23 protein-coding genes are annotated in these 26152 nt (G+C 60.3%); 5 read left to right on the top strand and 18 right to left on the bottom strand.

Annotated features, from left to right (window positions below):
- The first annotated feature begins 17 nt into the window (after positions 1 to 17).
- On the top strand, positions 18 to 737 hold the full coding sequence (gene pyrF, locus J7412_RS00075) for an orotidine-5'-phosphate decarboxylase (RefSeq protein WP_209075880.1): 720 nt from the start codon (positions 18 to 20) through the stop codon (positions 735 to 737).
- An 82-nt stretch (positions 738 to 819) separates the two neighbouring features.
- Complete coding sequence (locus J7412_RS00080) at positions 820 to 2073, top strand: DNA polymerase IV (protein WP_209075882.1); 1254 nt, start codon at positions 820 to 822, stop codon at positions 2071 to 2073.
- A gap of 171 nt (positions 2074 to 2244) precedes the next feature.
- On the opposite strand, the gene J7412_RS00085 is transcribed toward J7412_RS00080, so the two are convergent.
- From J7412_RS00085 to J7412_RS00120, 8 genes are all read right to left on the bottom strand, one after another.
- Entirely contained in the window at positions 2245 to 3465 is a 1221-nt protein-coding gene (locus tag J7412_RS00085; RefSeq protein WP_209075883.1) for an AMP-binding protein, read from the bottom strand.
- A gap of 127 nt (positions 3466 to 3592) precedes the next feature.
- Positions 3593 to 4411, bottom strand: a complete 819-nt coding sequence (locus J7412_RS00090; protein WP_209057476.1) for an ABC transporter ATP-binding protein — start codon at positions 4409 to 4411, stop codon at positions 3593 to 3595.
- Positions 4412 to 4488: 77 nt separating this feature from the next.
- The gene (locus J7412_RS00095; RefSeq protein ID WP_209075885.1) at positions 4489 to 5772 is read right to left on the bottom strand and encodes an ABC transporter substrate-binding protein; all 1284 of its coding nucleotides are present in this window, start codon (positions 5770 to 5772) and stop codon (positions 4489 to 4491) included.
- 78 nt (positions 5773 to 5850) lie between these two features.
- Entirely contained in the window at positions 5851 to 6927 is a 1077-nt protein-coding gene (locus J7412_RS00100; protein WP_209057480.1) for a branched-chain amino acid ABC transporter permease, read from the bottom strand.
- Complete coding sequence (locus J7412_RS00105; protein ID WP_209057482.1) at positions 6927 to 7184, bottom strand: hypothetical protein; 258 nt, start codon at positions 7182 to 7184, stop codon at positions 6927 to 6929. The genes J7412_RS00100 and J7412_RS00105 overlap by 1 nt, the downstream gene beginning before the upstream one ends.
- A 20-nt stretch (positions 7185 to 7204) precedes the next feature.
- Positions 7205 to 8206, bottom strand: coding sequence for a branched-chain amino acid ABC transporter permease (locus tag J7412_RS00110; protein WP_209057484.1), 1002 nt, complete (start codon positions 8204 to 8206; stop codon positions 7205 to 7207).
- 41 nt (positions 8207 to 8247) lie between these two features.
- Positions 8248 to 9069: an ABC transporter ATP-binding protein gene (locus J7412_RS00115; protein WP_209057486.1), complete on the bottom strand. Its 822-nt coding sequence runs from the start codon at positions 9067 to 9069 to the stop codon at positions 8248 to 8250.
- Positions 9066 to 11036 carry an AMP-binding protein gene (locus J7412_RS00120; protein ID WP_209057489.1) on the bottom strand — a complete coding sequence of 657 codons (1971 nt, stop codon included), beginning with the start codon at positions 11034 to 11036 and terminating at the stop codon, positions 9066 to 9068. Before J7412_RS00120 ends, J7412_RS00115 begins: the two co-directional genes overlap by 4 nt.
- 208 nt (positions 11037 to 11244) lie before the next feature.
- Between J7412_RS00120 and J7412_RS00125 the strand changes: the two genes are divergently transcribed.
- Together J7412_RS00125 and J7412_RS00130 are read left to right on the top strand one after the other, a co-directional pair.
- Positions 11245 to 13158, top strand: coding sequence for a PAS-domain containing protein (locus J7412_RS00125; RefSeq protein ID WP_209075888.1), 1914 nt, complete (start codon positions 11245 to 11247; stop codon positions 13156 to 13158).
- Between the two features lie 10 nt (positions 13159 to 13168).
- Entirely contained in the window at positions 13169 to 13876 is a 708-nt protein-coding gene (locus J7412_RS00130; protein ID WP_209075890.1) for a response regulator transcription factor, read from the top strand.
- A gap of 368 nt (positions 13877 to 14244) precedes the next feature.
- Here the strand turns inward: J7412_RS00130 and J7412_RS00135 are convergent, their stop codons facing one another.
- The 8 genes from J7412_RS00135 to J7412_RS00170 all read right to left on the bottom strand — a co-directional run bounded on the left by J7412_RS00135 (position 14245) and on the right by J7412_RS00170 (position 23425).
- On the bottom strand, positions 14245 to 15399 hold the full coding sequence (locus J7412_RS00135; RefSeq protein WP_209075892.1) for an ABC transporter substrate-binding protein: 1155 nt from the start codon (positions 15397 to 15399) through the stop codon (positions 14245 to 14247).
- 142 nt (positions 15400 to 15541) lie between these two features.
- The gene (locus J7412_RS00140; RefSeq protein WP_209075894.1) at positions 15542 to 17434 is read right to left on the bottom strand and encodes a long-chain fatty acid--CoA ligase; all 1893 of its coding nucleotides are present in this window, start codon (positions 17432 to 17434) and stop codon (positions 15542 to 15544) included.
- Positions 17435 to 17447: 13 nt separating this feature from the next.
- Positions 17448 to 18221: an ABC transporter ATP-binding protein gene (locus J7412_RS00145; RefSeq protein WP_209075896.1), complete on the bottom strand. Its 774-nt coding sequence runs from the start codon at positions 18219 to 18221 to the stop codon at positions 17448 to 17450.
- Entirely contained in the window at positions 18221 to 18991 is a 771-nt protein-coding gene (locus J7412_RS00150) for an ABC transporter ATP-binding protein (protein WP_209075899.1), read from the bottom strand. The genes J7412_RS00145 and J7412_RS00150 overlap by 1 nt, the downstream gene beginning before the upstream one ends.
- On the bottom strand, positions 18988 to 20073 hold the full coding sequence (locus J7412_RS00155) for a branched-chain amino acid ABC transporter permease (protein ID WP_209075901.1): 1086 nt from the start codon (positions 20071 to 20073) through the stop codon (positions 18988 to 18990). Before J7412_RS00155 ends, J7412_RS00150 begins: the two co-directional genes overlap by 4 nt.
- Before the next feature lie 4 nt (positions 20074 to 20077).
- Positions 20078 to 20953, bottom strand: coding sequence for a branched-chain amino acid ABC transporter permease (locus tag J7412_RS00160; protein ID WP_209077456.1), 876 nt, complete (start codon positions 20951 to 20953; stop codon positions 20078 to 20080).
- 162 nt (positions 20954 to 21115) lie between these two features.
- Positions 21116 to 22231, bottom strand: coding sequence for an acyl-CoA dehydrogenase family protein (locus J7412_RS00165; RefSeq protein ID WP_209075904.1), 1116 nt, complete (start codon positions 22229 to 22231; stop codon positions 21116 to 21118).
- A 12-nt stretch (positions 22232 to 22243) separates the two neighbouring features.
- The gene (locus J7412_RS00170) at positions 22244 to 23425 is read right to left on the bottom strand and encodes an acyl-CoA dehydrogenase family protein (RefSeq protein ID WP_209075906.1); all 1182 of its coding nucleotides are present in this window, start codon (positions 23423 to 23425) and stop codon (positions 22244 to 22246) included.
- Positions 23426 to 23573: 148 nt separating this feature from the next.
- Here J7412_RS00170 and J7412_RS00175 point away from each other — a divergent pair, with 148 nt between their 5' ends.
- A complete protein-coding gene (locus J7412_RS00175) occupies positions 23574 to 24191 on the top strand; it encodes a TetR/AcrR family transcriptional regulator (protein WP_247743704.1) in 618 nt (205 codons plus the stop codon).
- Positions 24192 to 24494: 303 nt separating this feature from the next.
- Here J7412_RS00175 and J7412_RS00180 read toward each other — a convergent pair whose 3' ends face one another.
- Together J7412_RS00180 and nth are read right to left on the bottom strand one after the other, a co-directional pair.
- Entirely contained in the window at positions 24495 to 25481 is a 987-nt protein-coding gene (locus J7412_RS00180; RefSeq protein WP_209075908.1) for an adenosine kinase, read from the bottom strand.
- Positions 25478 to 26122 carry an endonuclease III gene (nth, locus tag J7412_RS00185; protein WP_209075910.1) on the bottom strand — a complete coding sequence of 215 codons (645 nt, stop codon included), beginning with the start codon at positions 26120 to 26122 and terminating at the stop codon, positions 25478 to 25480. The genes J7412_RS00180 and nth overlap by 4 nt, the downstream gene beginning before the upstream one ends.
- Positions 26123 to 26152: the final 30 nt, after the last annotated feature.

Raw genomic sequence — 26152 nt, forward strand, 5'->3', positions numbered from 1 at the left:
ATTGCTGGAGACCTCCCATGAGTTCAGACGACCGCCTGATCGTAGCCCTTGACGTGCCCAACGCCCTGCAGGGTTTGCAGCTTGCAGAGCAGATTGGCGATGCCGTGTCTTTCTATAAGATCGGGCTTGGCATGCTGACCGGAGGCGGGCTGGCGCTGGCCAATGAGCTGAAAGACGAGCACGGCAAGCGCATCTTTCTGGACATGAAGCTGTTTGACATCGGTGCCACCATTGAGGCGGCGGTGCGCGGGCTGGCGCAGTTTGATCTGGATTTCCTGACCGTGCATGGCGACCCCCATGTGGTGGCTGCAGCCAAAGAAGGCGCGGCGGGCAGCAATCTGAAAATTCTGGGTGTGACCATCCTGACATCGCTGGATCGCGGTGATCTGGACAACTGTCTGATCAAAGAGGGCGAGATCAAGGACTTGGTGCAGGAGCGCGCGGGTCGGGCGTTTGACGCGGGCGCGGATGGCGTGATTGCCTCCCCTCAGGAAGCCGCACTGATCCGGGCCTTGCCGGAATCTGAGGGCCGCCTGATCGTGACCCCCGGCGTGCGCCCCGCAGGCGCAGCACTTGGTGATCAGAAGCGCGTGGCCACACCAGCCAACGCGGTGGCAGATGGCGCTGACCACATTGTGGTGGGCCGTCCGGTCTGGACCGCAGAAGACCCGCGCGCCGCAGCGCAAGCCATTGTGACAGAACTGGCCTCTGCTCAGGCCAAGCGCCCCAACCGCTAAGCCAAAGCCTGCGCGCCGCCCCTGTCAGGCGGCGCGACTGCTGCTATATTGAGGCTCCGAGACTCACACGAGAGACGCGCGGATGCCCGCATTTTGCCGAGACTGCCTGACCGAGAGCCAAAGCGCGGCGCGCTGTGGCCACTGTGGCAGCATGCGCATGATTTCCCATCCGGAGCTGTTTGATCTCTCTATCGCGCATATGGATTGTGATGCGTTTTATGCGAGCGTGGAGAAGCGCGACAATCCGGAGCTGGTGGACAAGCCGGTGATCATTGGCGGCGGGCGGCGCGGCGTGGTCTCGACCGCCTGTTATGTGGCGCGCATTCGCGGGGTGCGCAGCGCCATGCCGATGTTTCAGGCGCTGAAACTCTGCCCCGAGGCGGTGGTGATCAAACCGCGCATGTCGGTCTATGTGGAGGTCAGCCGCGCCATTCGCGCAATGATGGACGCGCTGACCCCGGTGATTGAGCCGTTGTCGCTGGATGAGGCGTTTCTCGACCTCACCGGCACCACGAAGCTGCATGGCGCGCCGCCAGCGGTGATGCTGGCGCGGCTGACAAAACGCATGAAAGACGAGCTGGGGATCACCGGCTCGATTGGGTTGTCGCACAACAAGTTCCTCGCCAAAGTGGCCAGTGATCTGGACAAGCCGCGTGGATTTTCGGTGATTGGCAAGGCCGAAACCGCTGACTTCCTGAGTGACAAGCCGGTGCGGATGATCTGGGGGATTGGTCCGGTGGCGCAGGAAAGCCTTGAGCGGGCGGGCATTCGCACCTTCACCGACCTGCTGCGCTGGGATCAGGAAGACCTGATCGCGCGGTTTGGCAACACCGGCTATCGGCTGTGGCATCTGGCGCGGGGGCAGGACAAGCGCAAGGTCTCTGCCCATGCGCCGATGAAGAGCATCAGCAATGAGACCACGTTTTTTGAGGACACCGCCAGTCTGGATGTGCTGGACGGGCACATCTGGCGGCTGTCGGAAAAGGTGTCGGATCGGGCGAAAGCCAAGGATCTGGCGGGGCGGGTGGTGACCTTGAAGCTGAAGCGCGCCAATCACAGCACGATCAGCCGCCGAGTGAGCCTGCGGGACGCGACACAGATGGCGGACACGCTCTATCGCACCGCGCGCGGGCTGTTTGATCAGGTCGGCAATGAGGGGCCTTACCGGCTGATCGGGGTGGGGCTGGCAGATCTGGTGCCCGCCACGCAGGCGGATCTGTCAGGTGACCTGCTCGATCCGCAGGCGGTGCAGCGCGCCAAGGCAGAGCGCGCCACCGATGCGATCCGCGCGAGGTTTGGCGCGGATGCGATCCAGAAGGGGCGTGGGATACGGTGAGGGAAAGGGCAGCGCCCGACCGCGGGTGGGCGTTCGAACGCTTGGTCATTGCCACATAGCCTGCAAATCTGCGCCAGATTCAGAGAGATTGGCTGACCTGTCAAAAGCGCCCGCCCATGGGGGCGGACGGGCGCTGCCCGTGCCGCAAGCGACACGGGCGTTGGTTTTGGATCAATCGTATTTGCGCTGGTCTTCGATGACGATGCCATCTTTGGGCAGGCTGCCCGGCGCGACGATTTCCACTGTGCCTTTGAGCTTGAGTGCATCCACAACGGAGGCCCCGTAGGCGGCCGCATCACCAACCGGAGATTCAATCTGCACCGTCATCACATCCATCTCACCTGAACGCGTGGCGATGACGCGCGCCTTTGCGATCTCGTCATGTTTGGCCACCAGTGCCGCGACCTGCTCTGGCCGCACAAACATGCCTTTGATCTTGGCGGTCTGGTCGGCGCGACCCATCCAGCCTTTGATGCGCATGTTGGTGCGACCACAGGGGCTTTCGCCCGGGAGGATTGCGGAAAGATCGCCGGTGGCAAAGCGGATCAGCGGGTAATCAGGGTTGAGCGTGGTCACCACCACTTCGCCCACCTCACCCGGCGCGACTGGGGTGCCGGTGCCCGGCGTGACGATTTCGACAATCACGCCTTCGTCGATGATCATCCCCTCCATGGCCTCAGATTCATAAGCAATCGAGCCCAGATCAGCGGTACCGTAGCCCTGAAGACAGGTGATGCCGCGATCGGCATATTCCTGACGCAGCGAGGGGAAGAGCGCGCCACCGCCGACGGTGGCCTTGGTGATCTGGAGTTTTTCGCCCATCTCCTCAGCTTTGTCCAAGATGAACTTGAGATAGTCGGGCGTGCCCGCATAGGCGGTGGTGCCGATGTCCACAGCGGCGCGGACCTGCATTTCGGTCTGCCCCACACCTGCGGGCAACACTTTGGCCCCCACGGCGCGGGCGCCGCTTTCAAACATCATACCCGCAGGGGTCAGATGGTAGGAAAAGCAGTTGTGCACGATGTCCGCCGCGCCAATGCCCACCGCATGCAGCACGCGGCCAAAGCGGAACCAGTCGTGGCTGGTGCCGCCGGGTTCATAGATCGGACCCGGAGACTGGAACACATGGGCGATGTTGGGATTGCTGAGATCGGCAAAGCCGCCCAAGGGGCCTGCGGCTTTCTGCGCGGCACCAAGCTCTGATTTGCGCAGCACGGGGAGGTCTGCCAGCGCCTGAGCCGAGGTGATCTTGGCCGGATCCACATCCGCCAGACTGGCCGCAAAGCCCGGCAAGGCCTTGGCGCGGGCCAGCTGCGCAGGCAGGGCTGCGCTCAGATCGGCGGCGCGCTGATCGGCGCTGCGGGTTTCCAACTCATCAAAAAAGCGGCTCATGTTGCCATCCTTTATGTGCTCTGCCGCCATGCGTGCGGCCAAAGATTTCTTGTGCGCGCGCTGAGAGAGAGCGGCGCGAGACGGGAAGTGGGTGCCCGGTCAGACCGGGCAGAAAGGGAGGCTGAGGTCAGCTCAGCCAGCGTTTGCGGCGACGATAGGAGCGCACGTCGCGGAAGGATTTGCGGCCTTCTTCAGACATGCCGAGATAAAATTCCTTCACATCCGGGTTTTCGCGCAGTTCGGCGGCAGGGCCATCCATCACCACGCGGCCGGATTCCAGAATATAGCCATAATGGGCAAAGCGCAGCGCCACATTGGTGTTCTGCTCTGCCAGAAGGAAGGTCGCGCCTTCTTTCTCATTGAGGTCTTTCACGATGGTGAAGATTTCTTCCACCAGCTGCGGTGCAAGGCCCATGGAAGGTTCATCCAGCAGAATACATTCCGGGCGGCTCATCAGCGCGCGGCCAATGGCGACCATCTGCTGCTCCCCGCCGGAGGTATAGCCCGCCTGCGATTTGCGGCGCTCTTTCAGGCGTGGGAAATAATTGTAGACCATCTCGAGATCTGCGGCGACTTCGCCACCGCTGCGGGTATAGGCCCCGGTCAGCAGGTTCTCTTCGACCGTGAGGTGCTCAAAGCAGTGACGGCCTTCCATCACCTGAATGACGCCCTTTTTCACCAGCGCTGCCGGATCAAGATCGGCCACAGGTTCGCCGCGATAGTTGATCGTGCCTTTGGTGACCTCGCCGCGCTCGGAGTGCAGCAGGTTTGAGATGGCCTTCAGCGTGGTGGTTTTGCCTGCGCCATTGCCGCCCAGCAGTGCGGTGATGCCGCCCTTGGGAACCGAGAGGCTCACGCCTTTCAGCACAAGGATCACGTGATTGTAGATCACCTCGATGTTGTTGACCTCCAGAAGGGTCTCTTCGGTGCGACCAGCGTCAAGCATAAGCGTTGTCTTTCGTCTCAGGATCAGGGTGCCCCGGCCAGCAAGTTCCGGCCGGGGCGGTTGGGTTTGCGCGGGGCTTACTTACAGGCCGCTTCGATGTTGTTTTCAGCGGCGTAGGCTGCGGAATCTTCCGCCACCAGCGCGCCGATCACCTCACCGTCGGTCTCTTTAAAGTCAGAGATCAACGACCAGGTCTGATTGGCCGCGTCCCACTGGGTCACACCAACGAGGCCCGGGCCACCGTGGTTCTGACAGGAGACGTTGAAGGCCGGACCAAAGTTCGGCATGCCGAGCGCGGTCATTTTGGCCTCATCAATCTGCAGCGCTTCCATGCCGTCACGCATCTGGCTTGGAGTGATGTCGGCTGTACCGTGGATGCCTTGAGCGGTTTTGGCCGCCTCAGCTGCGAGCATGGCGGCATACATGCCACGGTTATAGAGCACGTTGCCGACCTGATCGCCTGCACCTGCCGCTTTGCCCGCATCAACAACATACTTCTGGATGTCGTCAAAGATCGGGAAGTCACGGCCCACGTTGTGGAAGGTCAGCGCCTTGAAGCCATCGGCCTTCGCGCCCGCTGGCAGCACGTCATGCTCTGCACCGGACCACCAGATGCCGATGAAGTTTTCCATCGGGAAGCGGATGTTGGCGGCTTCCTGAACCGCAACCTGGTTCATCACGCCCCAGCCCCACATCAGAACAAAGTCCGGACGTTCGCGGCGGATCTGCAGCCACTGGGATTTCTGCTCCTGACCGGGGTGATCCACCGGCAGCAGGCTCAGCTCATAGCCGTGCTTTTTCTGCAGCTCTTCGAGCGTGCGGATCGGCTCTTTGCCGTACGCGGAGTTGTGATAGACCAGCGCAATTTTCTTGCCCTTCAGGTCACCGCCATTGGTCTCAAGCAGGTAGTTCACCGCACCGGAGGCACCATCCCAGTAGTTGCCAGGGTAGTTGAACACGTGGCTGAAGACTTCGCCGTTGGCGGCAGAGGTCCGGCCATAGCCCATGGAGTGAATCGGAATGTCATCCGCGGTCGCTTTGGGGATCAACTGATAGGTGATGCCGGTGGAGAGCGGCTGATAGACCAGCGCGCCTTCGCCTTTGGTGGATTCGTAGCATTCCACACCTTTGGCGGTGTTGTAGCCGGTTTCACATTCGATCATGCGGATCGGAACGCCACCAATGCCGCCATCACGCTCGTTCAGCAGAGTGAAGTAATCTGCGTAGCCATCCGCGAAAGGAATGCCGCCTGCAGCGTAGGGGCCTGTGCGGTAGCTGAGTGATGGGAACACCAGATCGGCCATTGCCGGGGCTGCCGCCATCACCGCGCCGAGCGCCATGGATGCGAATTTCAATTTCATCGGGTTTCTCCTCCCTTGGTTTTTGTCCGATGGTGAGCGCAAGGCCTCCCCGCCCCGCGCGCTGGTCATGGCCCCGCCTTAATGCGGGAAGGGCCACAACCTCAGCTTCTCCTTGGCCACGCGCCAGAGCTGCGCCAGACCATGGGGTTCTGCGATCAGGAAGACGATGATCAGCGCCCCCACGATCAGGAATTCGAGGTGTGCGGCGATATCGGTCGGCCAGCCAAGGCCCCCCACCAGCACGTTTTTCAGCAGGACCGGCATCAGAACCAGGAAGGCTGCGCCGGCAAAGGAGCCAAAGATCGAGCCCAGACCGCCGATGATGATCATGAAGAGCACCAGAAAGGACTGGTTGATGCCAAAGGCTTCGCCCACTTCCACCGCGCCCAGATAGACCGAGAAGAACAGCGCCCCCGCAACACCGATGAAGAAGGAACTCACAGCAAAGGCAGAGAGCTTGGCCTTCAGCGGGTTCACACCGATGATCTCAGCGGCGATGTCCATGTCGCGGATCGCCATCCATTTGCGCCCCTGCATGCCGCGCGTCAGGTTGCGCGCCACAATCGCCAGCAACGTGAGGATCACGAGGCAGAAGAGATACGGCGCCCAGGCGGTGGTGTTCGGACCGGTCACGGCGATGCCAAACACGGTGCGTTCCGGTGCGGAGATCTGACCGGAGGCGGAGTAGTTGTAAAACCACGGCACCCGGTTGAAGAGCCACACAAGGAAGAACTGTGCCGCCAGTGTGGCCACCGCCAGATAGAAGCCTTTGATGCGCAGCGATGGCAGACCAAAGAGCACGCCGACCAGCGCGGTCACGCCGCCTGCAAGCAGCACGTGGATGAAAATGTTGATCTCCGGGAAAGAGGTCATGAGCTTGTAGCAGGCATAGGCCCCCACCGCCATGAAGCCCCCGGTGCCCAGGCTGACCTGCCCGCAATAGCCCACAAGGATGTTCAGACCAATCGCCGCGATCGCGTAGATCAGGAACGGCAGGAAGATCGCGTTGACCCAGTAGTCATTGATCAGGAACGGCACCGCGCAGAAGGCAAAGAGCATCACCGCATAGTACCGATAGCGATCAAAACGGATCGGGAAGGTTTGGTTGTCGTCGGCGTAGTTCGTTTTGAAGTCGCCCGCTTCACGATAGAACATCAGCTGTTCTCCTCGTTATATTCTCTTTCAAGATGGGACCGGTCCGCCCGGTTCCCCTTTTTCGCATAGCCCGTGGCCTCTGAGTGCCGCACAAGCTTGAGGTAACACCACACTCCCAGCGCTCCCCCTGTCGCCGCGAGGACCGCGGCGGTGGTCATTTGCCCCGCATCAGCCGGGTCCGCCGTGATGGCGAGGTAGCCGAAGGCCCAGAAACCGGACCAGGCGATGACGTTCAGGATGGCTAGAAGTTTTGGCATATCCTGTGAGACCTTTCGTTTCAGACCCTCTCGATGATTTTTTCCCCAAACAGGCCCTGCGGCCGGAAGACGAGGAAGACGAGTGCCAGCACATAGGCGAACCAGTTTTCGGTTGCGCCGCCGACCAGCGGGCCGATGGTGAATTCAAAGAGCTTTTCACCGACACCGATGATCAGGCCGCCGACAATGGCACCTGGGATCGAGGTGAAGCCGCCCAGCATCAGCACCGGCAGCGCCTTGAGTGCGATCAGCGAGAGCGAGAACTGCACACCGGATTTGGCGCCCCACATGATGCCCGCCACCAGCGCGACAAAGCCTGCCACGGACCAGACCATGACCCAGATGAAGTTGAGCGAGATGCCCACCGACAGCGCGGCCTGGTGGTCGTCGGCCACTGCGCGCATGGCGCGGCCCTGTTTGGTGTACTGAGAGAACAGCACCAGTGCGATCACGAGAATGGTGGCGATCACCGTGGCAACCAGATCGAGCTGATCCAGGAAGAAGCCGTAGAAGTTCTCGTTGCCCATGCCGAGCCACTGGGTGTTTTCCTCAATCCAGAAGCTGCCGCCCTGGGGTAGGCCCACATCCAGCGTCTTGATGTCAGAGCCCCACATCAGGTCGCCAAAACCTTCGAGGAAATAAGCGAGACCAATGGTGGCCATGAACAGGATGATCGGCTCCTGATTGACCAGATGGCGGAACACAAATTTCTGCACCGCCCAAGCGAGGAACACCATAACACCCATGGTCAGAAGGATCGCCAGAATCGCGGGCACATGCCAGCCAAAGTGGTGGATTTCCGTGCCGAGTGCCGCGTTGATCAGATGCGCAAAAGGCACCTGCCCTTTCATGATCCCCACAAGGGTCGCCGCAGAGAACAGCGCCATCACACCCTGGGCGTAGTTGAAGATGCCGGAGGCTTTGTAGATCAGAACGAAGCCCAGCGCGACGAGCGCATAAAGCACCCCTGCCATCAGGCCGTTAAGCACAACCTCGGTGCCGTAGAGAAGACTTTCAGGCATCACAAACGCCTCCGAATTTTTCTTTGAAGTCAGGGATTTGCTTAGTCATGAGCCACCCCCAGATAGGCGTCGATCACATCCTGGTTGTTGCGCACCTCATCTGGTGTGCCGTCCCCGATCTTCTTGCCGTAATCCATCACCACCACGCGGTCCGAGAGATCCATAACCACGCCCATATCGTGCTCGATCAGCGCGATTGTGGTGCCAAATTCATCATTCATATCAAGGATAAAGCGGGACATGTCCTCTTTCTCCTCGACGTTCATCCCGGCCATTGGCTCATCCAGAAGCAGGATAGACGGTTCCGCCGCCAGAGCGCGCGCAAGCTCGACCCGTTTCTTCAAACCGTAAGGCAGACGCCCAACCGGTGTTTTGCGGATGTGCTGGATTTCAAGGAAGTCGATGATGCGTTCCACAAAGGCGCGGTTCTCCACCTCTTCCTGCTCGGCTTTGCCTTTCCAGAGCGCCTGCTGGATGAGATTGGCGTTCATCTGGCGCAGACGGCCGGTCATCACGTTATCAAGCACGGACATGCCCTCAAACAGCGCGATGTTCTGGAAGGTGCGGGCGATGCCCTGTTGCGCCACCTGATAAGGTTTCATCGGCGGACGCTTTGCGCCTTTGTACCAGACCTCGCCTTCCTGAGGCACATAGAAGCCGGAGATCACGTTCAGCATTGAGGATTTGCCCGCGCCGTTGGGGCCGATGATCGCACGGATCTCGCCTTCGCGGATGTCAAAGCTGATGTCGGTGATCGCCTTCACCCCGCCAAAGCGCAGAGTGATGTTTTTCATTTCCATGACCACACCGCCAATGGTGCGGCCGTCGTCGGTGACGAAGCTGTCGTTGCTCATATCATTCATTCTGCTGCCACCTTGCTGGCCACGGGCACCACTGCGGCGTCGCGCAATTCAAGCGTGGCGCGGATGCTGCCTTTGCGGCCGTCTTCATAGGTCACTTCGGTTTCGGTTGAGACCGAGCTGGCGCCGCCATAGAGCGCATCCACCAGATCCTTGAATTTGTCGGCCACAACCGCACGGCGCACTTTGCGGGTGCGGGTCATTTCGCCGTCATCCGCATCCAGTTCCTTGTGCAGGATGAGGAAGCGGTGAATCTGACAGCCTGCCAGCATCGGGTCATCGGCCACGGATTTGTTGACCGTTTCCACATGGCTCTGAATGGACTCAAGCACCTTCGGATGGCCTGCGAGCTCCTGATAGGAAGCATAAGGCACGTTGTTGCGCTCTGCCCAGTTGCCCACCGCCGTCAAGTCGATGTTGATGAAGGCCACGCAGCGATCCTTGCCGCTGCCAAAGAGCACGGCCTCAAGAATGTCAGGATAGAACTTCAGTTTGTTCTCGACATATTTGGGCGCGAACATGGAGCCATCGGCCATTTTGCCCACGTCTTTGGCGCGGTCGATGATGCGCAGGTGGCCGGTGTCTTTTTCAAAGAAGCCAGCATCACCGGTTGCCACCCAGCCTTCCGCGTCCTTGGTGGAGGCGGTGCTTTCGGGGTTGTTGTAGTATTCCACAAATACACCGGGGCTGCGGTAGTGGATTTCGCCGGTGTCGTCGATTTTGATTTCCACATCCGGGCTTGGCACGCCCACGGTGTCCGCGCGCACCTGACCGTCCGGCTGGGCGGTGATAAAGACGGTGGCTTCGGTCTGGCCGTAGAGCTGTTTCAGGTTGATGCCGAGGGAGCGGTAGAACTCAAAAATCTCCGGACCAATCGCTTCGCCCGCCGTGTAGCCCACGCGCACGCGGCCAAAGCCGAGCGTGTCTTTCAGCGGGCCGTAGATCAGCATATCGCCCAGTTTGTATTTCAGACGGTCCATGAAGGGGACAGGGTTGCCGTCCAGAATATCGCCGCCCACTTTTTTGGCGTGCTCCATGAAGTTGTGGAACATGCGCCGCTTAAGGGAGCCTGCGTCTTCCATGCGGATCATGACGTTGGTGAGCTGGGTCTCAAACACGCGCGGCGGGGCGAAATAGTAGGTCGGCCCGATTTCGCGCAGGTCGGTCATCATAGTGTCTGCGGATTCAGGGCAGTTCACGCAGAAGCCTGTCCAATACGCCTGACCAATGGAGAAGATGAAATCCCCAACCCATGCCATCGGCAGATAGGCGAGGATCTCTTCGCCCGCTGTGAGCTTGTCAAACTCGGAAGAGTTCTTCGCGCTCTCGATCACGTTGCGGTTGGAGAGCACCACGCCTTTGGGTTTGCCTGTGGTGCCTGAGGTGTAGAGCATCACGCAGGTGCTGTCATAGGTCAGCTTGCCACGGCGCGCCTCAAGATCGGTGATCCATTCATCCCGTGCTGCGAGGCCCTGCGCCTGAATGTGGCTGAATTCATGCAGCTGGTGGTGATCATACTTCCGCAGCCCGCGCGGATCGACGTAGATCATATGTTCGAACTGATGCAGGCTGTCCTGAATGTCGATGATCTTGTCGACCTGTTCCTGGTCTTCGACGATGGCGTATTTGGCGCCGCAGTGACCGAGGATATATTCCATCTCCTCTGCCGCGCTGTCCTGATAGACCGGCACCGGCACCGCGCCCACGGACTGGGCGGCAACCATCGACCAGTAAAAATAGGGGCGGTTGCGGCCGATGATGGCGACAAAATCGCCCTCCGACACGCCCAGATTGATCAGGCCGAGCGCGAGCGCTTCGATTTCTTCTGCTGTCTTTGCCCAAGTCCAGGTCTGCCAGATCCCAAACTCTTTCTCCCGGTATGCGTCTTTATCCGCAAATTGGGTGGCGTTCCGCTGCAACAGCGCCGGAATGGACGCGAGTCCGCCGGTCGCCTGTGACGACTGTGCCAAATTTCTTTCCTCCCTAAAGCTCGCCCTATTGGTGTTTTGAGCAAGCCAAAACCGTCGAAACGATTCCTCCCCTCACAGTGGGGCTCAGAACAGGCTGCGGGTCAACTTTTTCCTTAACATTTCCTAAACCTTACGAATTGTAACAGCGCGCATTTCGGGCTTTCGCTGGCCCCGAAACCGGTGTTAGCGATAAGAAAAGGAGAGCTGAATGGCGCATGTGAAAGGGGAAACGCAGGCGATGACCGTCGCCGGGCTGAACCTGATCAAACAGGCTCTGTCGATCTATGACAGCGAGCTGAAACTGGTTGTGGCCAATGCGCGCTTTCGCGAGATGTTCTCTATTCCCAAGGGGTTGATGCAACCCGGGGCGACCTTTGCCGACACCATCGCCTTTCTGATTGAGAATGGCGAATACGGCCCCATTGCCGAGGCTGAGAAGGCGGCGTTCATTCAGGACCGTGTGGAGCGGGCGCTGGCGTTTGAGCCGCATTACTTTGAACGAAAGCGCGCCGACGGGCGCTGGATCAGCGTGGAAGGCTCACCTCTGCCTCAGGGGGGCTGGGTTGCGGTTTACACCGATATCACCTCCACCAAACGGCAGGAGGCGCTGCTGCGCGCGCGCTCTGAGGAGCTGTCAGATCAGGTGCTGCAATATGCCGAGGAGCTGTCTGCCACCAACCGGGAGATGGAGAGCACGGTCAACACGCTGGAGGAGGTCAAGCGCCAGTTGACCGAGAGCGAGGCGCGGATGCGGCTGACGGCGGAGATGATGCCGGCCCATATCGCCCATGTGGGGCCGGACTGGATCTACACCTATTCCAACCGCCGCCTCAGCGCGGTGATCCCCGGGCGCCCCTCAGATATTGTGGGCATGCGGGCCGAGGAGGCGCTTGGCGAAAGCGCCTTTCGCGCGATCCGCCCCCATCTTGAGGCGGCCTTTCGCGGCAAGGCCTCGGTGTTTGAGTTCAACGAACATCCCAGCACGCGGCGGATCCGCGTGGCCTTTACGCCGGATGACAGCGAGGGCGCGGCGCGCGGGGTCTATGTGCTGTCAATGGACATCACCGAGGAAACCCAGACCCGCGTGGCCCTGCAACAGACCCGCCGCCGTGAAATCGCGGCGCAGATGACAAGCGGCTTGGCGCATGATTTCTCCAACCTCTTGACCATCATTCTTGGCACCCAGCGCAAGCTGCAGAAGATGGGCCTGCCGGAGGAGGCGCAATCGCTGATTGAGGCCACCTTGGGCGCGGCGCGGCGTGGGGGCACGCTTCTGGACAATCTGGCCAATGTCACCGGCCCGCGGGTGCCCAAGCTGGCGGCTACGGATATGGCGGGCTTTCTGTCTGATCTGGAGACGCTGGCGCGTCCGACGGTCGACAAGAAGGTGGCGCTGATCATTGAAAACAACATTCCTGACGGCGCGCTGATGGTGGATCCGGCGATGTTGCAGGATTCTCTGGTGAACCTGCTCTTGAATGCTGCCCATGCCTGTGGCGCCGGGGGGACAATTCTGTTGATTGCCGAGCTGGTGCAGAACACCTGGGTGCAATTCACGGTGCGCGATACCGGGCCGGGCTTTTCTGACGAGGCGCTCAGCCGCGCGCTTGATCCGTTCTTCACCACCAAGGGCGCGGAGGGGTCGGGCCTTGGGCTGGCGATGGTCTATGACATGACCAAGCTGGTGGGGGGCGACATCAAGATCGGCAATGCGGTGAATGGCGGGCAGGTGATCCTGCGGCTGCCGCTGCGCCGTGCGGTGCAGGATGCGACGCCCGGGCTGGCGCTGCTGGTGGAGGACAACCCCGATCTGCGCGGGCTGATACGCGACATGCTGACCGATATGAAACACACGGTGATTGAGGCCGCCAGCGTGGATGAGGCGCGGGTGCTGCTGGATCAGGTGCCGGAGATCAAGCTGGTGCTTTCCGATATTTCGCTGGAGGGCGAGGCCACAGGTGTTGACCTGATCCGCGAGGTTGGGCGGGAGCGTGTGCCAACTTACCTTATGACCAGCTTGCCCCAGAGCCACACGCTCTATATCGAAGGGGCGGCGCGGGCGCCGGTGCTGCCCAAACCCTTTACGGCCAAACAGTTAGACCAATTTTTGCACCCGAAGTGAGACCCTGTTTATGACTGCTCCGCTTGTCACCATTCTGGACGATGAACCGGATATCCGCATGATCCTTGCGGATGCGCTGGAGGATGCGGGCTTTCGCACCATGGCGTTTTCGCGGGCCACCGAATTTGAAGCTGCTCTGAAATCCACCACGCCGGATGTCTGCCTTGTGGATCTGGGCTTGCCGGACAAAGACGGGCTGACGTTGGTGCATCGGCTGGCGCTGGAGGTCGGCGCGGCGGTGATCATCATTTCCGGGCGCGCGCAGGTGCAGGACCGGATCACCGGGCTGGAACTGGGGGCGGATGACTACATCATCAAGCCTTTTGACCCGACCGAAGTGGTGGCCCGTGTGCGCGCACGGCTGCGCAAAGACCGTGCGGCTGCGCCGGTGGCGGTGGCCAATACCGCCGAGTTCAACGGTTGGACCGCCTATTTTGACCGCTATGTGCTGGAAGATGAAACCGGCGCGGAGACAACGTTCAGCCATGCGGAAGGCGAGGTGCTGCGGCTGTTTCTGGACAGCCCCAAACGGCTGATCAGCCGGGCGCAGATGCAGGAGACTTTGGGCGGCGCGGCGGGCGAGAGCTTTGACCGGGCGATGGATGTGCGGATTTCGCGCCTCCGCACCAAATTGCAGGAAGACCCCAAAAATCCGCGCCTTATCAAAACGATCTACGGGGCCGGGTATATTTTCCTTGGGGATGTGAGCTGGCGCTGACGCTGCGCATGTAGGATCTCCGTGCGCGATCTACACTATATGTAGATTTTCCACCCAAAATAGCGTAGACTGATATCAGGCGGCAACCAGAGGCCGCAAAATGCGGGCTGCTTTGCAGAATGGGGCAGACAGCGCGCGCACAGGCGGGCTGGGAAGCCACCAACGGGACAGCCGCGACACGCTGGGCGCGGCAGCACCTCGGGGACAGATACAACAAAAGGTCACTCCCGCCTTCCCCGCAGACCAGACCATCGGCTGCGGGGAATTTTTATGCGCCTCATGGTCTCTTTTGCGGTCAGCCCTTTTGCTTCCATCAAAAGAAAAGGCGCGCCCGATGACGCGCCTTCCTAAGTCTATGTGCCTCAGGTTTATTTCACCGCGAGGGTTTTCCAGCCGCCGTTTTCCACAACGGACACCACAACCACATCCGCGCCGCGGTGATCATCTGGGCCGTAGGTGATCTGCACATCGGTCAGCTCATCGGCGTAGTCCAGAGATTCCATGGCAGCGAGGAAGCTTTGATGGGTGAGGTCGGCACCGGCGGCTTCGAGCGCGCGCACCACAGTGTCTGCGGCGGAGTAGCCAAGCATGGCAAAACCCGAGGCGGGCTGGTCAAATTTCGCTTTGTAATCCGCGATGAATTTGGCCGGTACAGGATCGGCCGCGCGCTCATACAGATCACGCCAGCCCGCAGCGGCATAAAGCCCGTCGGTCACGCCACCGGGCACCTGTGCCACCGGCTCCAGAAAGCCTGCGGAGGTGTTGAGGAATTTCACATCGGTCCAACCGAGCTTTTTGGCGGTGCCCACCACGGTGATGCCCTGACGCACGCCCAGCGCCATGGTGACGATGTCACATTCTGCCGCTTTCAGCTTGGTCAGGGAGCCGACAAAATCCAGCTCATCCGGCTTGTGTGTGGTCTCGCCTGCCATGGTGAGGCCCAGCGTTTCGGCCGCATCGGCGGTGGATTCCGCGATCTCCTTGCCGAAGTCAGACGGGATGTACATGGAGCAGACTTCTTTGGCGCCAAACTCCTCGGCCAGATAGGTCACACCCACCTGCACCTGATCGTAATAGCTTGAGAAAGCGATGAATTTATTGTCGACCGGATCCTGCAGCATCTGGCGCGCGGCCGAAAGCGGGCCGATGTTGGGAATGCCTTTGGGGTCCAGCAGTTTGAAACCTGCTGTGTTCATCGGCGTGCCAAGGCTGAGCAGCATCGCAAAGACCTTGTCGCGGTTGAGCAGCTTGTTGTAGCCCTGCATCGCGCGCGGGATCTGGTAGCCGTTGTCCTCCACAACAAACCGGATCTGACGCCCGTGCACGCCACCAGCGCTGTTGGCTTCTTCAAAGCGCATATTGGCGCCGTTCACCGCCGGAACACCCACGGCGGCAAAAATGCCACTGAGGTCATTGACCGAGCCGATCACCACTTCGCTGTCGCTCACGCCCTGCGTGTCCGCAGCGACCTGAGACGCCAGCGCCGCCGCGCCAACCGCCAGTGCAGTCGTCAGATGTTTCATAGTTTCCTCCCGTTAATCTGTGGTCTGAGGCCACGTGAATGCGTGGCAGTTTGCGTTTAACTTGAACCGCTTATTCGCTGCCTCTCCCGAGTGGTCGAACGCGAAAAGCGATCCGCATGCCTGAGGTAAAACGCGAACTGCCTCAGTACATCTCCTCAATCAGGCTTGCGTGTTTCTTCTCCACAAAGCTGCGCTTGAGCTTCATGGTGGCTGTCAGTTCTTCGTCCTCTGCGGTGAGCAGCACGTTGATAAGACGGAAATCCTTGATCTGCTCGACGCGGGCGAACTCCTTGTTGACCGCATCCACCTCTCCCTTGATGAGGTCGACCACATCCTGCGCCGCGCAGAGCGAGGCAAAATCGGAAAACGGCACTTTGCGGTCCTGGGCGTATTTCTCCACGTTTTCCTGATCGATCATGATCAGGCAGCTGAGGTATTTGCGCGCATCGCCAATCACCACCGCATCGGAAATATAGTGGCTGAATTTCAGGCGGCTTTCGATTTCAGCAGGCGTGATGTTCTTGCCGCCAGCGGTGATGATGATGTCCTTCAGACGCCCAGTGATGGTGACAAAGCCGTCCTCATCGACGCGGCCCACATCGCCGGTGCGCAGCCAGCCGTCAGCGGTGAAGGTCTCTGCGGTTTTTTCATTGTTGCGCCAATAGCCCTGAAAGTTGTTGAGACCCATGGTCTGGATTTCGCCATCCTCGGCAATGCGCACCTGAAAGCCGGGGCAGGATTTGCCCACGGTGCCGATCTTGTTTTCATCAGGCAGGTTGATGGAGCAGAGCCCGGCGTTTTCGGTCATGCCGTAGCCCTCAAGCAGGGTCACGCCAATGGCCCAATACCAGCGGATCAACTCTGGTGAAATCGGCGCCGCCCCAGTGCCGCCACGGCGCATTTTGTCCATGCCAAGCATCCGGCGCAGGTTGCGCAGCACCAGAAAATCCCAGACCGCATAGTTGATCTGTGTTGCCATCGGAACGGGTTTGCGTTCGAGCAGGTAGTCTGCGCGTTTGAGCCCCGCCTTGACCGCCATGGAAAAGGCAAAACGGCCAATCGGCGTGGCCTCCTGCGCCAGTACGAGAACTCGGGAATAGATCTTTTCCCAGACACGCGGCACGGCTGTGAAATGCGCGGGCGAGACCTCGCGCAGGTTGTCAAACACCGTCTCCGGGCTTTCGGCAAAATTCACCGTGGCCTTGCCGGCAATCGGGAAATAGGCCGACACATTGCGCTCCAGAATATGACAGAGCGGCAGGAAGCAGAGCTGTTCGTCTTTGTCAGAGGTCGGCAAGGCGTGTGCGCCAGAGACACAGGCGGAGATGATGTTTTCCTGAGACAGCATGGCCCCTTTGGGCATGCCTGTGGTGCCGGAGGTGTAGATCAGAAGCCCCGTGTCATCGGGCTTGGCCTTGGTGATTTCGGCCTCAAACATGCCGGGGTTTTCAGCCGCAAAAACGCGCCCGGTATCATAGAGGTCTTCGATGAAGACGCATTTTTCGTGGCGCAGGTCGTGCAGCCCGTCCTGATCCAGAATGATGACCTTCACCACATGGCTGGCCTGATCCTCGATCTCCAGAAACTTATCAAGCTGCTCGTCGTTTTCCACAAACAGGAAGCGGCTGCCGCTGTCGCGTAGAAGGTATTCGAGCTGGCTGGCGCTGTCGGTGGTGTAAACCCCTGAGGCGATGCCGCCGACACATTGAATGCCCATGTCGGCATAGAGCCATTCCTTGCGGTCCTCGGACAGGATCGAGACCACCTCGCCGCGCTCAAGGCCCAGCGCGCGCAGGCCCATGCCGATCCATTTGGCGTGCTCCCAATAGTCGCGCCAGGAGTAGCTTTGCCAAATGCCGAGGTCTTTTTCGCGGTGCGCCGTGCGGGTGCCCAGCTGCTCGCAGCGTTTCTGAAACAGGCGCACCATGGTGTCGCAGCCGTCCACCAGCGCGGGGCGCTGACCGGGAATGGCGGAGACAATCACCCCGTTGATTTCAACCTGTTCCGGCGGGCGGGATGTGTTGAGAATGTTCATGTCCAATCCTCCCTCAGCGCCACGTTTTCTTGCGTTTCCAGCGGCGCTCACCGCGCGCACCTTCTTCCTGATGGCCAAGATAGAAGGCTTTGATGTCTTCGCTTTCCATCAGCCGGTCGGCGGTGTCGTCCATCACGATGCGGCCCACCTCCATGACGTAGCCCACATCAGCCAGCTCCAAGGCGACCTTGGCGTTTTGCTCCACCAGCATCATGGTCACGCCTTCATCTTTGTTCAGGCGGCGCAGAATTGCAAAAATCTCCTGCACCAGCAGCGGAGACAGGCCGAGGGACGGCTCATCCAACAGCATGATCTTGGGCCGCAGCATCAGGCCGCGCCCAATGGCGAGCATCTGTTGCTGACCACCCGATAGCGTGCCCGCCTCCTGATGGCGGCGCTCGGCGAGGATGGGGAAATAGTCAAAAACCATCTGCCGGTCTTTTTCGATTTCCGCCTTATCCGCGCGGGTGTAGGCCCCAAGCGAGAGGTTTTCATCCACCGTTAGAAGCGGGAAGACCTCGCGGCCTTCGGGCACATGCACGATGCCTTCCTGCACCACCTTGTGCGGCTCCATGCCCTGAATCTCGCGGCCCTCAAAGACCACCTGGCCTTTTTCAGGGTCCATGATGCCGGAGATGGTTTTCAGAAGCGTGGATTTGCCTGCGCCATTGGCCCCAAGCACGGTGACCACCTGCCCCTTTTCCACCTGAAGCGAAACGCCCCGTATCGCCATGATCGGGCCGTAGAAGCTCTCGATGTTTTTGATATCAAGCACTGTTTCGCCCATCACGCCGCCCCCGCGCCCAGATAGGCCTCAATCACCGCCGGATCAGATTGCACCTGCGCGGGCGTGCCTTCGGCCAGTTTGGCCCCATCCGCCAGCGCAAGCACGCGGTCTGACACACCAGAGACCAGCCCCATGTCATGCTCCACCATCAGAACGGTGATGCCCATCTGTTTGCGGATGTCATCGATCCACCAGCGCATGTCCTGGGTTTCTTCGACCGACAGACCGGAGGCAGGCTCATCCAGCAGCAGGAGTCGTGGGCCGGAGGCAAGCGCGCGGCCCAGCTCGACCACTTTGCGCACGCCGTAAGGCAGACCGGCAATCATCTTGTCGCGGTAGGGTTGGAGATCGAGGAAATCGATCACCTCCTCCACCGCTTCGCGATGGCGTTTCTCCTCCCGCCTCGCCTTGGGGGTGAAGAGCATCTCCTGCACCATATTGGTCTGGCGGTGACGGTGCCGCCCTACCAGAAGGTTCTGCAGCACCGTGGCGTGGTCAAACAGCTCGATGTTCTGAAAGGTGCGGGCGATGCCCAGATCGGCGACGGAATCCGCGTTGCGCGCCAGCAGGTCATTGCCGTCAAAACTGATCGATCCGGCATAGGGATCGTAAAACCGCGAGATCAGATTGAAGACCGTGGATTTCCCCGCGCCGTTGGGGCCGACGATGGCGTAGACCTCGCCTTCTTCCACCGAAAAGGTCAGATCGTTGACCGCAACCACACCGCCGAATTTGAGCGTCGCGTTGGTGATTTCCAATAGATGGCTCATCTCAAACGCTCCGTCTTCAGGTAGCTTTTCTGGCGTTTGAACATGTCTTTGCGGGCAAACGGGAAGAGCTCAAACCAGATGCGGATTTTCATCCAACGCCCGTAGATGCCCATGGGTTCAAACAAGATGAAGAGGATGAGGATCATGCCAAAGACGCCGGTTTCCAGCCCCGGGATGGCGACCGAGCTGCCGCCGATCAGGTCTTTGGTGATCGATAGGAACTGCGGTAGGAAGGCGACCACCACCGCGCCAAAGAAAGCGCCGTGGATGGAGCCAAGGCCGCCGATCACGATCATCATCAGGAGCGTGATGGAGATCACGATGGAGAAGGTCTCGTTATTGAAGGCTCCCGCGTAGAACCCCATCAGCGCCCCGGCCAAGCCTGTGATCGCACAAGAGATGCCAAATGCGGCGGCCTTGGTGCGGGCGATGTGTACCCCCATGGCGGTGGCGGAGACCTCGCTGTCACGCACCGCGGCAAAGGCGCGGCCCAGCGGCGCGCGAAGTAGATTGCGATAGCCCAGCGTGCAGAGGATCGTGACCGCAAGCACCAACCAATAGAAACGATCCGGTGTGGTCCAGCGCTCGATCTCGATGCCGAAGATGGTGATCATCGGGGCAAATTTGCCCGACACGCCATCGGTGACCGGCTCCATCAGCACGATGATGTCATCGGCCAGAATGGAGAGCGCGATGGTGGCAATGGCGAGATAGATGCCGTGCAGGCGGATGGCGGGAATGGCGATGATGGTGCCAACAACGCCGGTGAGGATGCCTGCGGCGGGGAAGGCGATCAGGAAGGGCCAGCCCTGCTCCATGAAGATCACGCAAGAATAACAGCCCAGCGCAAGGAAGGCCGCGTGGCCGAGGCTGGCCTGTCCGGTCTGTCCAGTGAGCAGCATCAGCCCCAGACCGGCAATGGCCCAGATCAGCACGTTGGTGACTTCGCCAAGGTAAAATTCGTCAATCAACCAGGGCAGCAGCACTGCGATGACAATCAGCGCGGCATAGACGCAGAAGCTCCAGAGGTCCGGAAAGAGGCGGATGTCATGGTCATAAGAGGTTTTGAAATGTATCCGCATCGGCTCAGACCTTCTTGGTGCGGACCTGTGAGAACAGGCCGTGGGGTCGGAAGACGAGCACGAAGAGCAAGAGCGCATAAGGCGCGATCTGGCTGTATCCGGCGGCGAGATAGCGCGCGGCGAAGGGTTCGATCACCCCCACAATCAGCCCGCCCATAAGCGCGCCGGGCAGGCTGCCAAAGCCACCGATGACAGCGGCGGCAAAGGCCTTGATGCCCAAAAGCCCGGCGTTGGGGTCAATCGCACCTTTGGAGGCAAAGAGGATGCCAGCAACCGCTGCGGTTGCACCGGATAAGCCCCAGATCATGCCTTGCACCCGTTTCACCGGAATGCCCATGAAGTAGGCCGCCATCTGGTTTTGGCTGGCCGCCTGCATCGCGAGCCCCAGCTTTGTGCGCTGAAAGAACTGATAGAGGAAAAAGGTCAGAAGCACAGTGACAACAATCACCGCGATGTCGGCCATGCCCAGCACCACACCGCCCACATTGAAATCACCAATCGCAAGCGGGCTTTCCAGCGTCTGCGGCTCGTGGCTCCAGATCGCACCGGCGACAAACCGGATCACAAAGCCCAGCGCGATGGTGAGGATCACCACGGCGACCTGACTTTGCCCGAAGAGATGGCGCAGCACAAAGAAATCAAGCAGATAGCCCAGCACCGCCATGATGGCGATGGCCAGAGGGGCCGCCACCCAGAAGGGCAGCCCCATGTAATGCGCATTCGTGAGGCCCAAAGTAACAAAGGCGCCGAGCATCATGAAATCGCCTTGGGCGAAATTCACCTGTTCGGTCGCCTTATAGATCAGCACGAAGCCAAGCGCGATCAAGCCATAGACACAGCCGTTCGCAAGCCCGCTGACGAGCAGTTGCACAACTTCCAATGTTTCCTCCCATGCCGACATTTTTTTGTCAGCTTTCCAGAATCAGTGTCCGGAGGTAATATTGTTGCGTCAAGCCTCCCGCTTGACGAATTCTTGAAAACCCCCGTTACTTCACCCTATTTTTGCATACGCCTCCGTAGGTTAGCGCCTTTTCAACCCTTGCTAGATACCGCGGTGCCGCAAAAGCCATTCGGTGTGACAACCTGCATCGCCGAGAAACTCGGTCAATGCGCGGTCCCGTTTCATGAAAAGCCCGAGGTCCATCTCGTCGGTCATGCCGATGCCGCCATGCATCTGCACCCCCTCTTCCGTGGCCTGCTGCCCCACATGGGCCATCTTGGCCTTGGCGGCGCGGCTGAGCGCTTCGGCCTCGTCGCTGCCCGCATCAATGGCGTTGAGCGCGCGGGCGATCAGCGAGCTGGTCTGTTCCAATTCGCAGTAAAGATCCGCCGCGCGGTGCTGAAGCGCCTGAAACTGGCCAATCAACAGGCCAAATTGTTTGCGGGTGCGCAGGTATTCAAAGGTCTGCTCTGCGGCGGCTTTGGCCACGCCGAGTTGCTCTGCGGCGGTCACCGCACGGCCCAGACAGAGCGCATGATCCAAGGCCTGTTGCGCCGCTGCCCCCGTGGCGAGAACCGCCTCTTTGGGCACAGATACCTCATCCAAGTGCACCAGCGCCGCATTGCGGTGATCCAGAAGCAGCTGCGGTGTGATCACAACCCCTTGGGCCGCCGGATCCACCAGCACGAGCGCCAGCCCCTCCGCGGACTGGGCCACCACAATGAGACGGTCTGCGCCGCTGCCATCCACCACAAAACTCTTACGACCCGTCAAAGTCAGGCCGTCGCCCGTTTGGGTCAGCGTGGTTGTGATCCGGCCGGGGCGGTGTTTGGCCCCCTCTTCCAGCGCCAGCGCCACAATGGCAGCCCCGCGTGCAATCTTTGCCCCCCATTCCGAGAGCGCCGCGCCGCCGGTCTGGCGCATAAGGGACGCCGACAGAACCGCCGTCGAAAGAAACGGGGCCACCGTCAGGTTGCGCCCGATCTCCTCGGCAATCACGCCTGCAGCCCGCGCGCCAAAATCCGCGCCGTCGACCTCTTCAGGCAGCAGAATGCCCATCCATCCCAGCTCCGCGAACTCGGAAAGGATCGCGCGGTTATCGCCGTGCCCAGCGCCGTTTTCACGCAAGGCCCGAAACGCCGTGATCGGGTGGGATTTGCTGAGATAGGCGGCGGCGGCATCGGCCACCATCTGGTGATCGTCATTTAAGATTTCCATCTCCGCCCCTCCTCAGCTTGGCAAATTCAAAATGGCTTTGGACAGGATGCCCAGCATCACCTCGGAGGTGCCGCCTTCGATGCTGTTGCCTTTGGAGCGCAGCCAATCCTGCGCCGCCTGCCCCGCGTCATTGGTAGGGCCTTCCCACACGAGATCCTCAGCGCCACCCGCTGCGACCCGCAAGCTTTGGCGGCGCTTGTTGAGTTCGGTGCCGAGATATTTCAATTCCGCAGACCGCGCGCCCAGCTCGTTGCCCGCCCGCATGTAGGCGCGGGTCATGTCCACATGGGCGTCAAAGGCCATCTCATCCACCAGAAAGCGCCCCAGCTCTGCCCGCATCATCGGGTCATCCAGCCGCCCGGCGTCATCCAGCCCAATGGCCTGCGACGCATCAGCGATCAGATCGGTTTTGGCAAAGATCGCCGCATCAGAGCCGCCGATCATCTCCCGCTCATGGGTCAGCAGATATTTGGCAATGGTCCAGCCCTGCCCCCGCGCGCCGACGATCTGATCCTTGGGCACCTGCACCGCGTCAAAGAAGGTCTCGCAAAACGGCGATGCGCCGGAGATCAGCTTGATCGGTTTGGTGGTCACCCCCGCGCTGGCCATGTCAAACAGCAGGAAAGAAATGCCGGTGTGCTTTTTGGCGTTAGGTTCAGTGCGCACCAGACAGAAAATCCAATCCGCCTTATCGGCATAAGAGGTCCAGATCTTCTGGCCGCTCACCTCAAAATAGGCGCCCTTGTCCTCGCCTTTGGTCTGCAGACTGGCCAGATCGGAGCCCGCGCCCGGCTCGGAATAGCCCTGACACCAGCGGATCTCTCCGCGCGCGATTTGCGGCAGGTAATGGCGCTTCTGCTCTTCCGTGCCAAAGTGCAGCAATGCCGGCCCCAGCATCCAGATGCCAAAGCTCTGCAAAGGCGGGCGCGCATTGATCCGCGCCATTTCCTCGGCCAGCACCTTCTGCTCAGGCCCGGACAGGTCGCCGCCGCCATAGGCCTTGGGCCATCCCGGCACGGTCCAGCCGCGCGCCGCCATCACATCCAGCCATTCCTTTTGCGCGGATGACTGGAACACAAAGTGACGCCCGCCCCAGCAGATGTCATTCTCGCCCATCGGCGTGCGCATCTCGGCGGGGCAATGGGTGGCCAACCAATCCCGTGCCTCTTGGCGGAATTGCGCCAGATCCGTCATTTCAAACCCTCCCTGCTCAGCCGCAGGCTTGAAATGACAGGTGCCCGGCGGTGATCTTGCAGGGGCGATGCAAACATACTACTTAGTATGCTGTCAATTCAGCCCGTGACGCCGACGTAGCGTCAAGCCAGCCGCGCAGGAGCCTCTGTTGAGCCCCACTTCGCCCCCAATCAGTCGGTCAAAATCCGAAATACTGGACGCGGCTGCACATGTTTTTATGACACTTGGCGCCGATGCGGCCTCCATCGACGATGTGGCGCGCCACCTTGGCGCCACCAAAGGCCGAATCTACCACCACTTCCCCTCCAAAGGCGCGTTGCTGGGCGAGGTCTGCCTACGCGCTGCGGCTTTTGCCCATGAGGCGGTGGCCCCGGTGATCGACGCGCCGCTCCCGCCAGAGGAAAAACTGCGCCAAATGATCCTTGCGCATGTGCCCGCCGTGCTGGGCACGCTGCCCTATCACAAGGTGATCATTCAGTCCTATCTCGGCATCATGCAGAAATCGACGACCGCGCAGGAACGTGCGCTTTTTGACGGGATCCGCGCGGAACGCGCTGCCTATCAGGATTTGTTCCGCACCGTCATTGCAGAAGGCATGGAAGCTGGCCGGTTCAAACAACAGAACCTCTCCATCGCGCTGCAATCGCTGTTACTCTTGGTGAATGCGCCGGTGTTCTGGTATCAGCCGCGTGCCGATGAGCCTGAGGAATTCATTCCCGATCTCGCGGCACAGCTCGCGGATATGGCGATCGCCTCTTTGACGTAGGCTGCGCCTGCCGCTAGGTGCAACTGCCCCCTCTAGCCGCGCATGAAGGCGCCACGGGCGCGCTTTGGATATTTGGGGAATGAGAAGTCTTTTAAGACAATCTTAAACTTAAGTTGCCAAGATGTTCTGGCGGCACAGGCTGGGAAGCCGATGGCCGTGAATGAGAAGCGCCTCAATGTCCTGCGAGCCGCGCGCGTGGCGTCTGGCGGTGACATTGAGGCGCGCTTGGCTTCTCATTCTCAAAATATCCCCGCCAGAGGCATTCCGCAAAATGCCACCAGCGGATTGGTCTGCGATGGCGCGTCAGCCGATCAAACCGGCTTTCTGGAACAGGGCTTTCACGTCTGCCTCCGGGCGCGCGCCATAGTGGCTGATCACCTCTGCCGCCGCGATGCAGCCCATTTTGCCGGAGGTTTCCAGCGACTGTCCGGTGGCCACACCATAGAGGAAGCCGCAGGCAAATTGATCCCCGGCGCCGGTGGCGTCGACCGGCACGATTTCGTTCACAGAAACGGTGGCTTCTTCTGCGCCGCTGAGCAGCACAACGTCTTTGCCCGAGCGGGTGCAGACCACCATGCCCGCGTCCTGTGCCGCCTGCTCAAGCGCGGTGCTGAGATCCGTCTGATAGAGCGAGGCCCATTCGTGCTCATTGCCGATCACGAAATCCAGCTCTTTCACCAGACGGCGGAAATCGTCGCGGTGGCGCTCCACGCAGAAAGGGTCAGAGAGGGCGATGCCCGCCTTGCCGCCGCCATCGCGGCAGAGTTTGGCGGCGCGCTCAAAGGCTTCTTTGCCTTTGGGTTTGTCATAAAGGTAGCCCTCAAGGAACAGGAGCTGCGCCTGACCGGCCACATCGTCAGAGACATCATCCGGGCCCACCTCAGAGGAGATGCCCAGATAGGTGTTCATCGAGCGCTCGCCATCCGGGGAGACAAAGATCATGGAGCGCGAGGTTGGCAGCTCTCCGCCCGGCACAGGCGGGTTCACAAAGTCGGTGCCGCCAGTCTCCATGGATTGCGCGTAGAACTGGCCCAGCGCGTCATCATGCACACGGCCGATGAAGGCGGTGGACAGCCCCAGCGCACCGAGGCCCGCGAGCGTGTTCGCCACCGAACCACCCGGCGCCTGTGTGCGGTTGGTCATCGCCGCATAGAGCATCTCGCCGCGCTCTTTTTCCACAAGCTGCATGATGCCTTTCTCGATCCCCATAAGATCCAGAAAGCTGTCATCCGACTGGCTGATCACATCGACAATGGCGTTGCCGATGCCGACAACCTGATAGTTTTTCATAGGTTTTTGTCCTCAAAAAGGCAGAGATCGCGGATGAGACAGGTGCCACAGAGCGGCTTGCGTGCTTTGCACACATAGCGGCCATGCAGGATCATCCAATGATGGGCGTGGAGTTGAAAATCCACGGGGATATGGTCTTCGATGACACGCTCAACCGCCACCACATCTTTGCCCGGGCAGACGCCGGAGCGGTTGCCAAAGCGGTAGATGTGGGTGTCCACGGCCTGGGCCGGATATTGCCACCACATGTTCAAAACCACATTGGCGGTTTTGCGGCCCACACCGGGCAGGCTTTCCAGCGCGGCGCGGGAATTGGGCACCACGCCGTCATACTGGTCCACCAGAATGCGGGAGAGCTTGATCACATTCTTGGCTTTGTTGCGGTAAAGACCAATGGTCTTGATGTGCTCGATCAGAGCGTCTTCGCCCAAATCCAACATTTTTTGTGGGGTGTCGGCCACCTTGAAGAGTTCTTTGGTGGCGCGGTTCACACCGGCATCGGTTGCTTGCGCAGACAGCGCGACAGCCACCACCAATGTATAGACGTTGACATGGTCAAGTTCGCCTTTGGGGTGGGCCTCAGCTGCCTCAAACCGGGTGAAGATCTCGCGGATCGTGTGGTAATCAAGTTGCTTTGCCATCGCGGCCTGTTTTGCACGGGCCTGCGCGGT

The organism is Shimia sp. R9_3, from assembly GCF_017743755.1.
Classification (GTDB): Bacteria; Pseudomonadota; Alphaproteobacteria; order Rhodobacterales; family Rhodobacteraceae; genus Shimia.

Bases quoted from the DNA above. Each gene is read 5' to 3' on its own strand.
- pyrF (WP_209075880.1), top strand. From the start codon at position 18: ATGAGTTCAGACGACCGCCTGATCGTAGCCCTTGACGTGCCCAACGCC.
- nth (WP_209075910.1), bottom strand. From the start codon at position 26,122: ATGGCAAAGCAACTTGATTACCACACGATCCGCGAGATCTTCACCCGG.
- J7412_RS00085 (WP_209075883.1), bottom strand. From the start codon at position 3,465: ATGAGCCGCTTTTTTGATGAGTTGGAAACCCGCAGCGCCGATCAGCGC.
- J7412_RS00095 (WP_209075885.1), bottom strand. From the start codon at position 5,772: ATGAAATTGAAATTCGCATCCATGGCGCTCGGCGCGGTGATGGCGGCA.
- J7412_RS00170 (WP_209075906.1), bottom strand. From the start codon at position 23,425: ATGACGGATCTGGCGCAATTCCGCCAAGAGGCACGGGATTGGTTGGCC.
- J7412_RS00100 (WP_209057480.1), bottom strand. From the start codon at position 6,927: ATGTTCTATCGTGAAGCGGGCGACTTCAAAACGAACTACGCCGACGAC.
- J7412_RS00155 (WP_209075901.1), bottom strand. From the start codon at position 20,073: ATGCGGATACATTTCAAAACCTCTTATGACCATGACATCCGCCTCTTT.
- J7412_RS00150 (WP_209075899.1), bottom strand. From the start codon at position 18,991: ATGAGCCATCTATTGGAAATCACCAACGCGACGCTCAAATTCGGCGGT.
- J7412_RS00090 (WP_209057476.1), bottom strand. From the start codon at position 4,411: ATGCTTGACGCTGGTCGCACCGAAGAGACCCTTCTGGAGGTCAACAAC.
- J7412_RS00125 (WP_209075888.1), top strand. From the start codon at position 11,245: ATGGCGCATGTGAAAGGGGAAACGCAGGCGATGACCGTCGCCGGGCTG.
- J7412_RS00135 (WP_209075892.1), bottom strand. From the start codon at position 15,399: ATGAAACATCTGACGACTGCACTGGCGGTTGGCGCGGCGGCGCTGGCG.
- J7412_RS00165 (WP_209075904.1), bottom strand. From the start codon at position 22,231: ATGGAAATCTTAAATGACGATCACCAGATGGTGGCCGATGCCGCCGCC.
- J7412_RS00115 (WP_209057486.1), bottom strand. From the start codon at position 9,069: ATGAATGATATGAGCAACGACAGCTTCGTCACCGACGACGGCCGCACC.
- J7412_RS00180 (WP_209075908.1), bottom strand. From the start codon at position 25,481: ATGAAAAACTATCAGGTTGTCGGCATCGGCAACGCCATTGTCGATGTG.
- J7412_RS00145 (WP_209075896.1), bottom strand. From the start codon at position 18,221: ATGGGCGAAACAGTGCTTGATATCAAAAACATCGAGAGCTTCTACGGC.
- J7412_RS00110 (WP_209057484.1), bottom strand. From the start codon at position 8,206: ATGCCTGAAAGTCTTCTCTACGGCACCGAGGTTGTGCTTAACGGCCTG.
- J7412_RS00140 (WP_209075894.1), bottom strand. From the start codon at position 17,434: ATGAACATTCTCAACACATCCCGCCCGCCGGAACAGGTTGAAATCAAC.
- J7412_RS00105 (WP_209057482.1), bottom strand. From the start codon at position 7,184: ATGCCAAAACTTCTAGCCATCCTGAACGTCATCGCCTGGTCCGGTTTC.
- J7412_RS00130 (WP_209075890.1), top strand. From the start codon at position 13,169: ATGACTGCTCCGCTTGTCACCATTCTGGACGATGAACCGGATATCCGC.
- J7412_RS00080 (WP_209075882.1), top strand. From the start codon at position 820: ATGCCCGCATTTTGCCGAGACTGCCTGACCGAGAGCCAAAGCGCGGCG.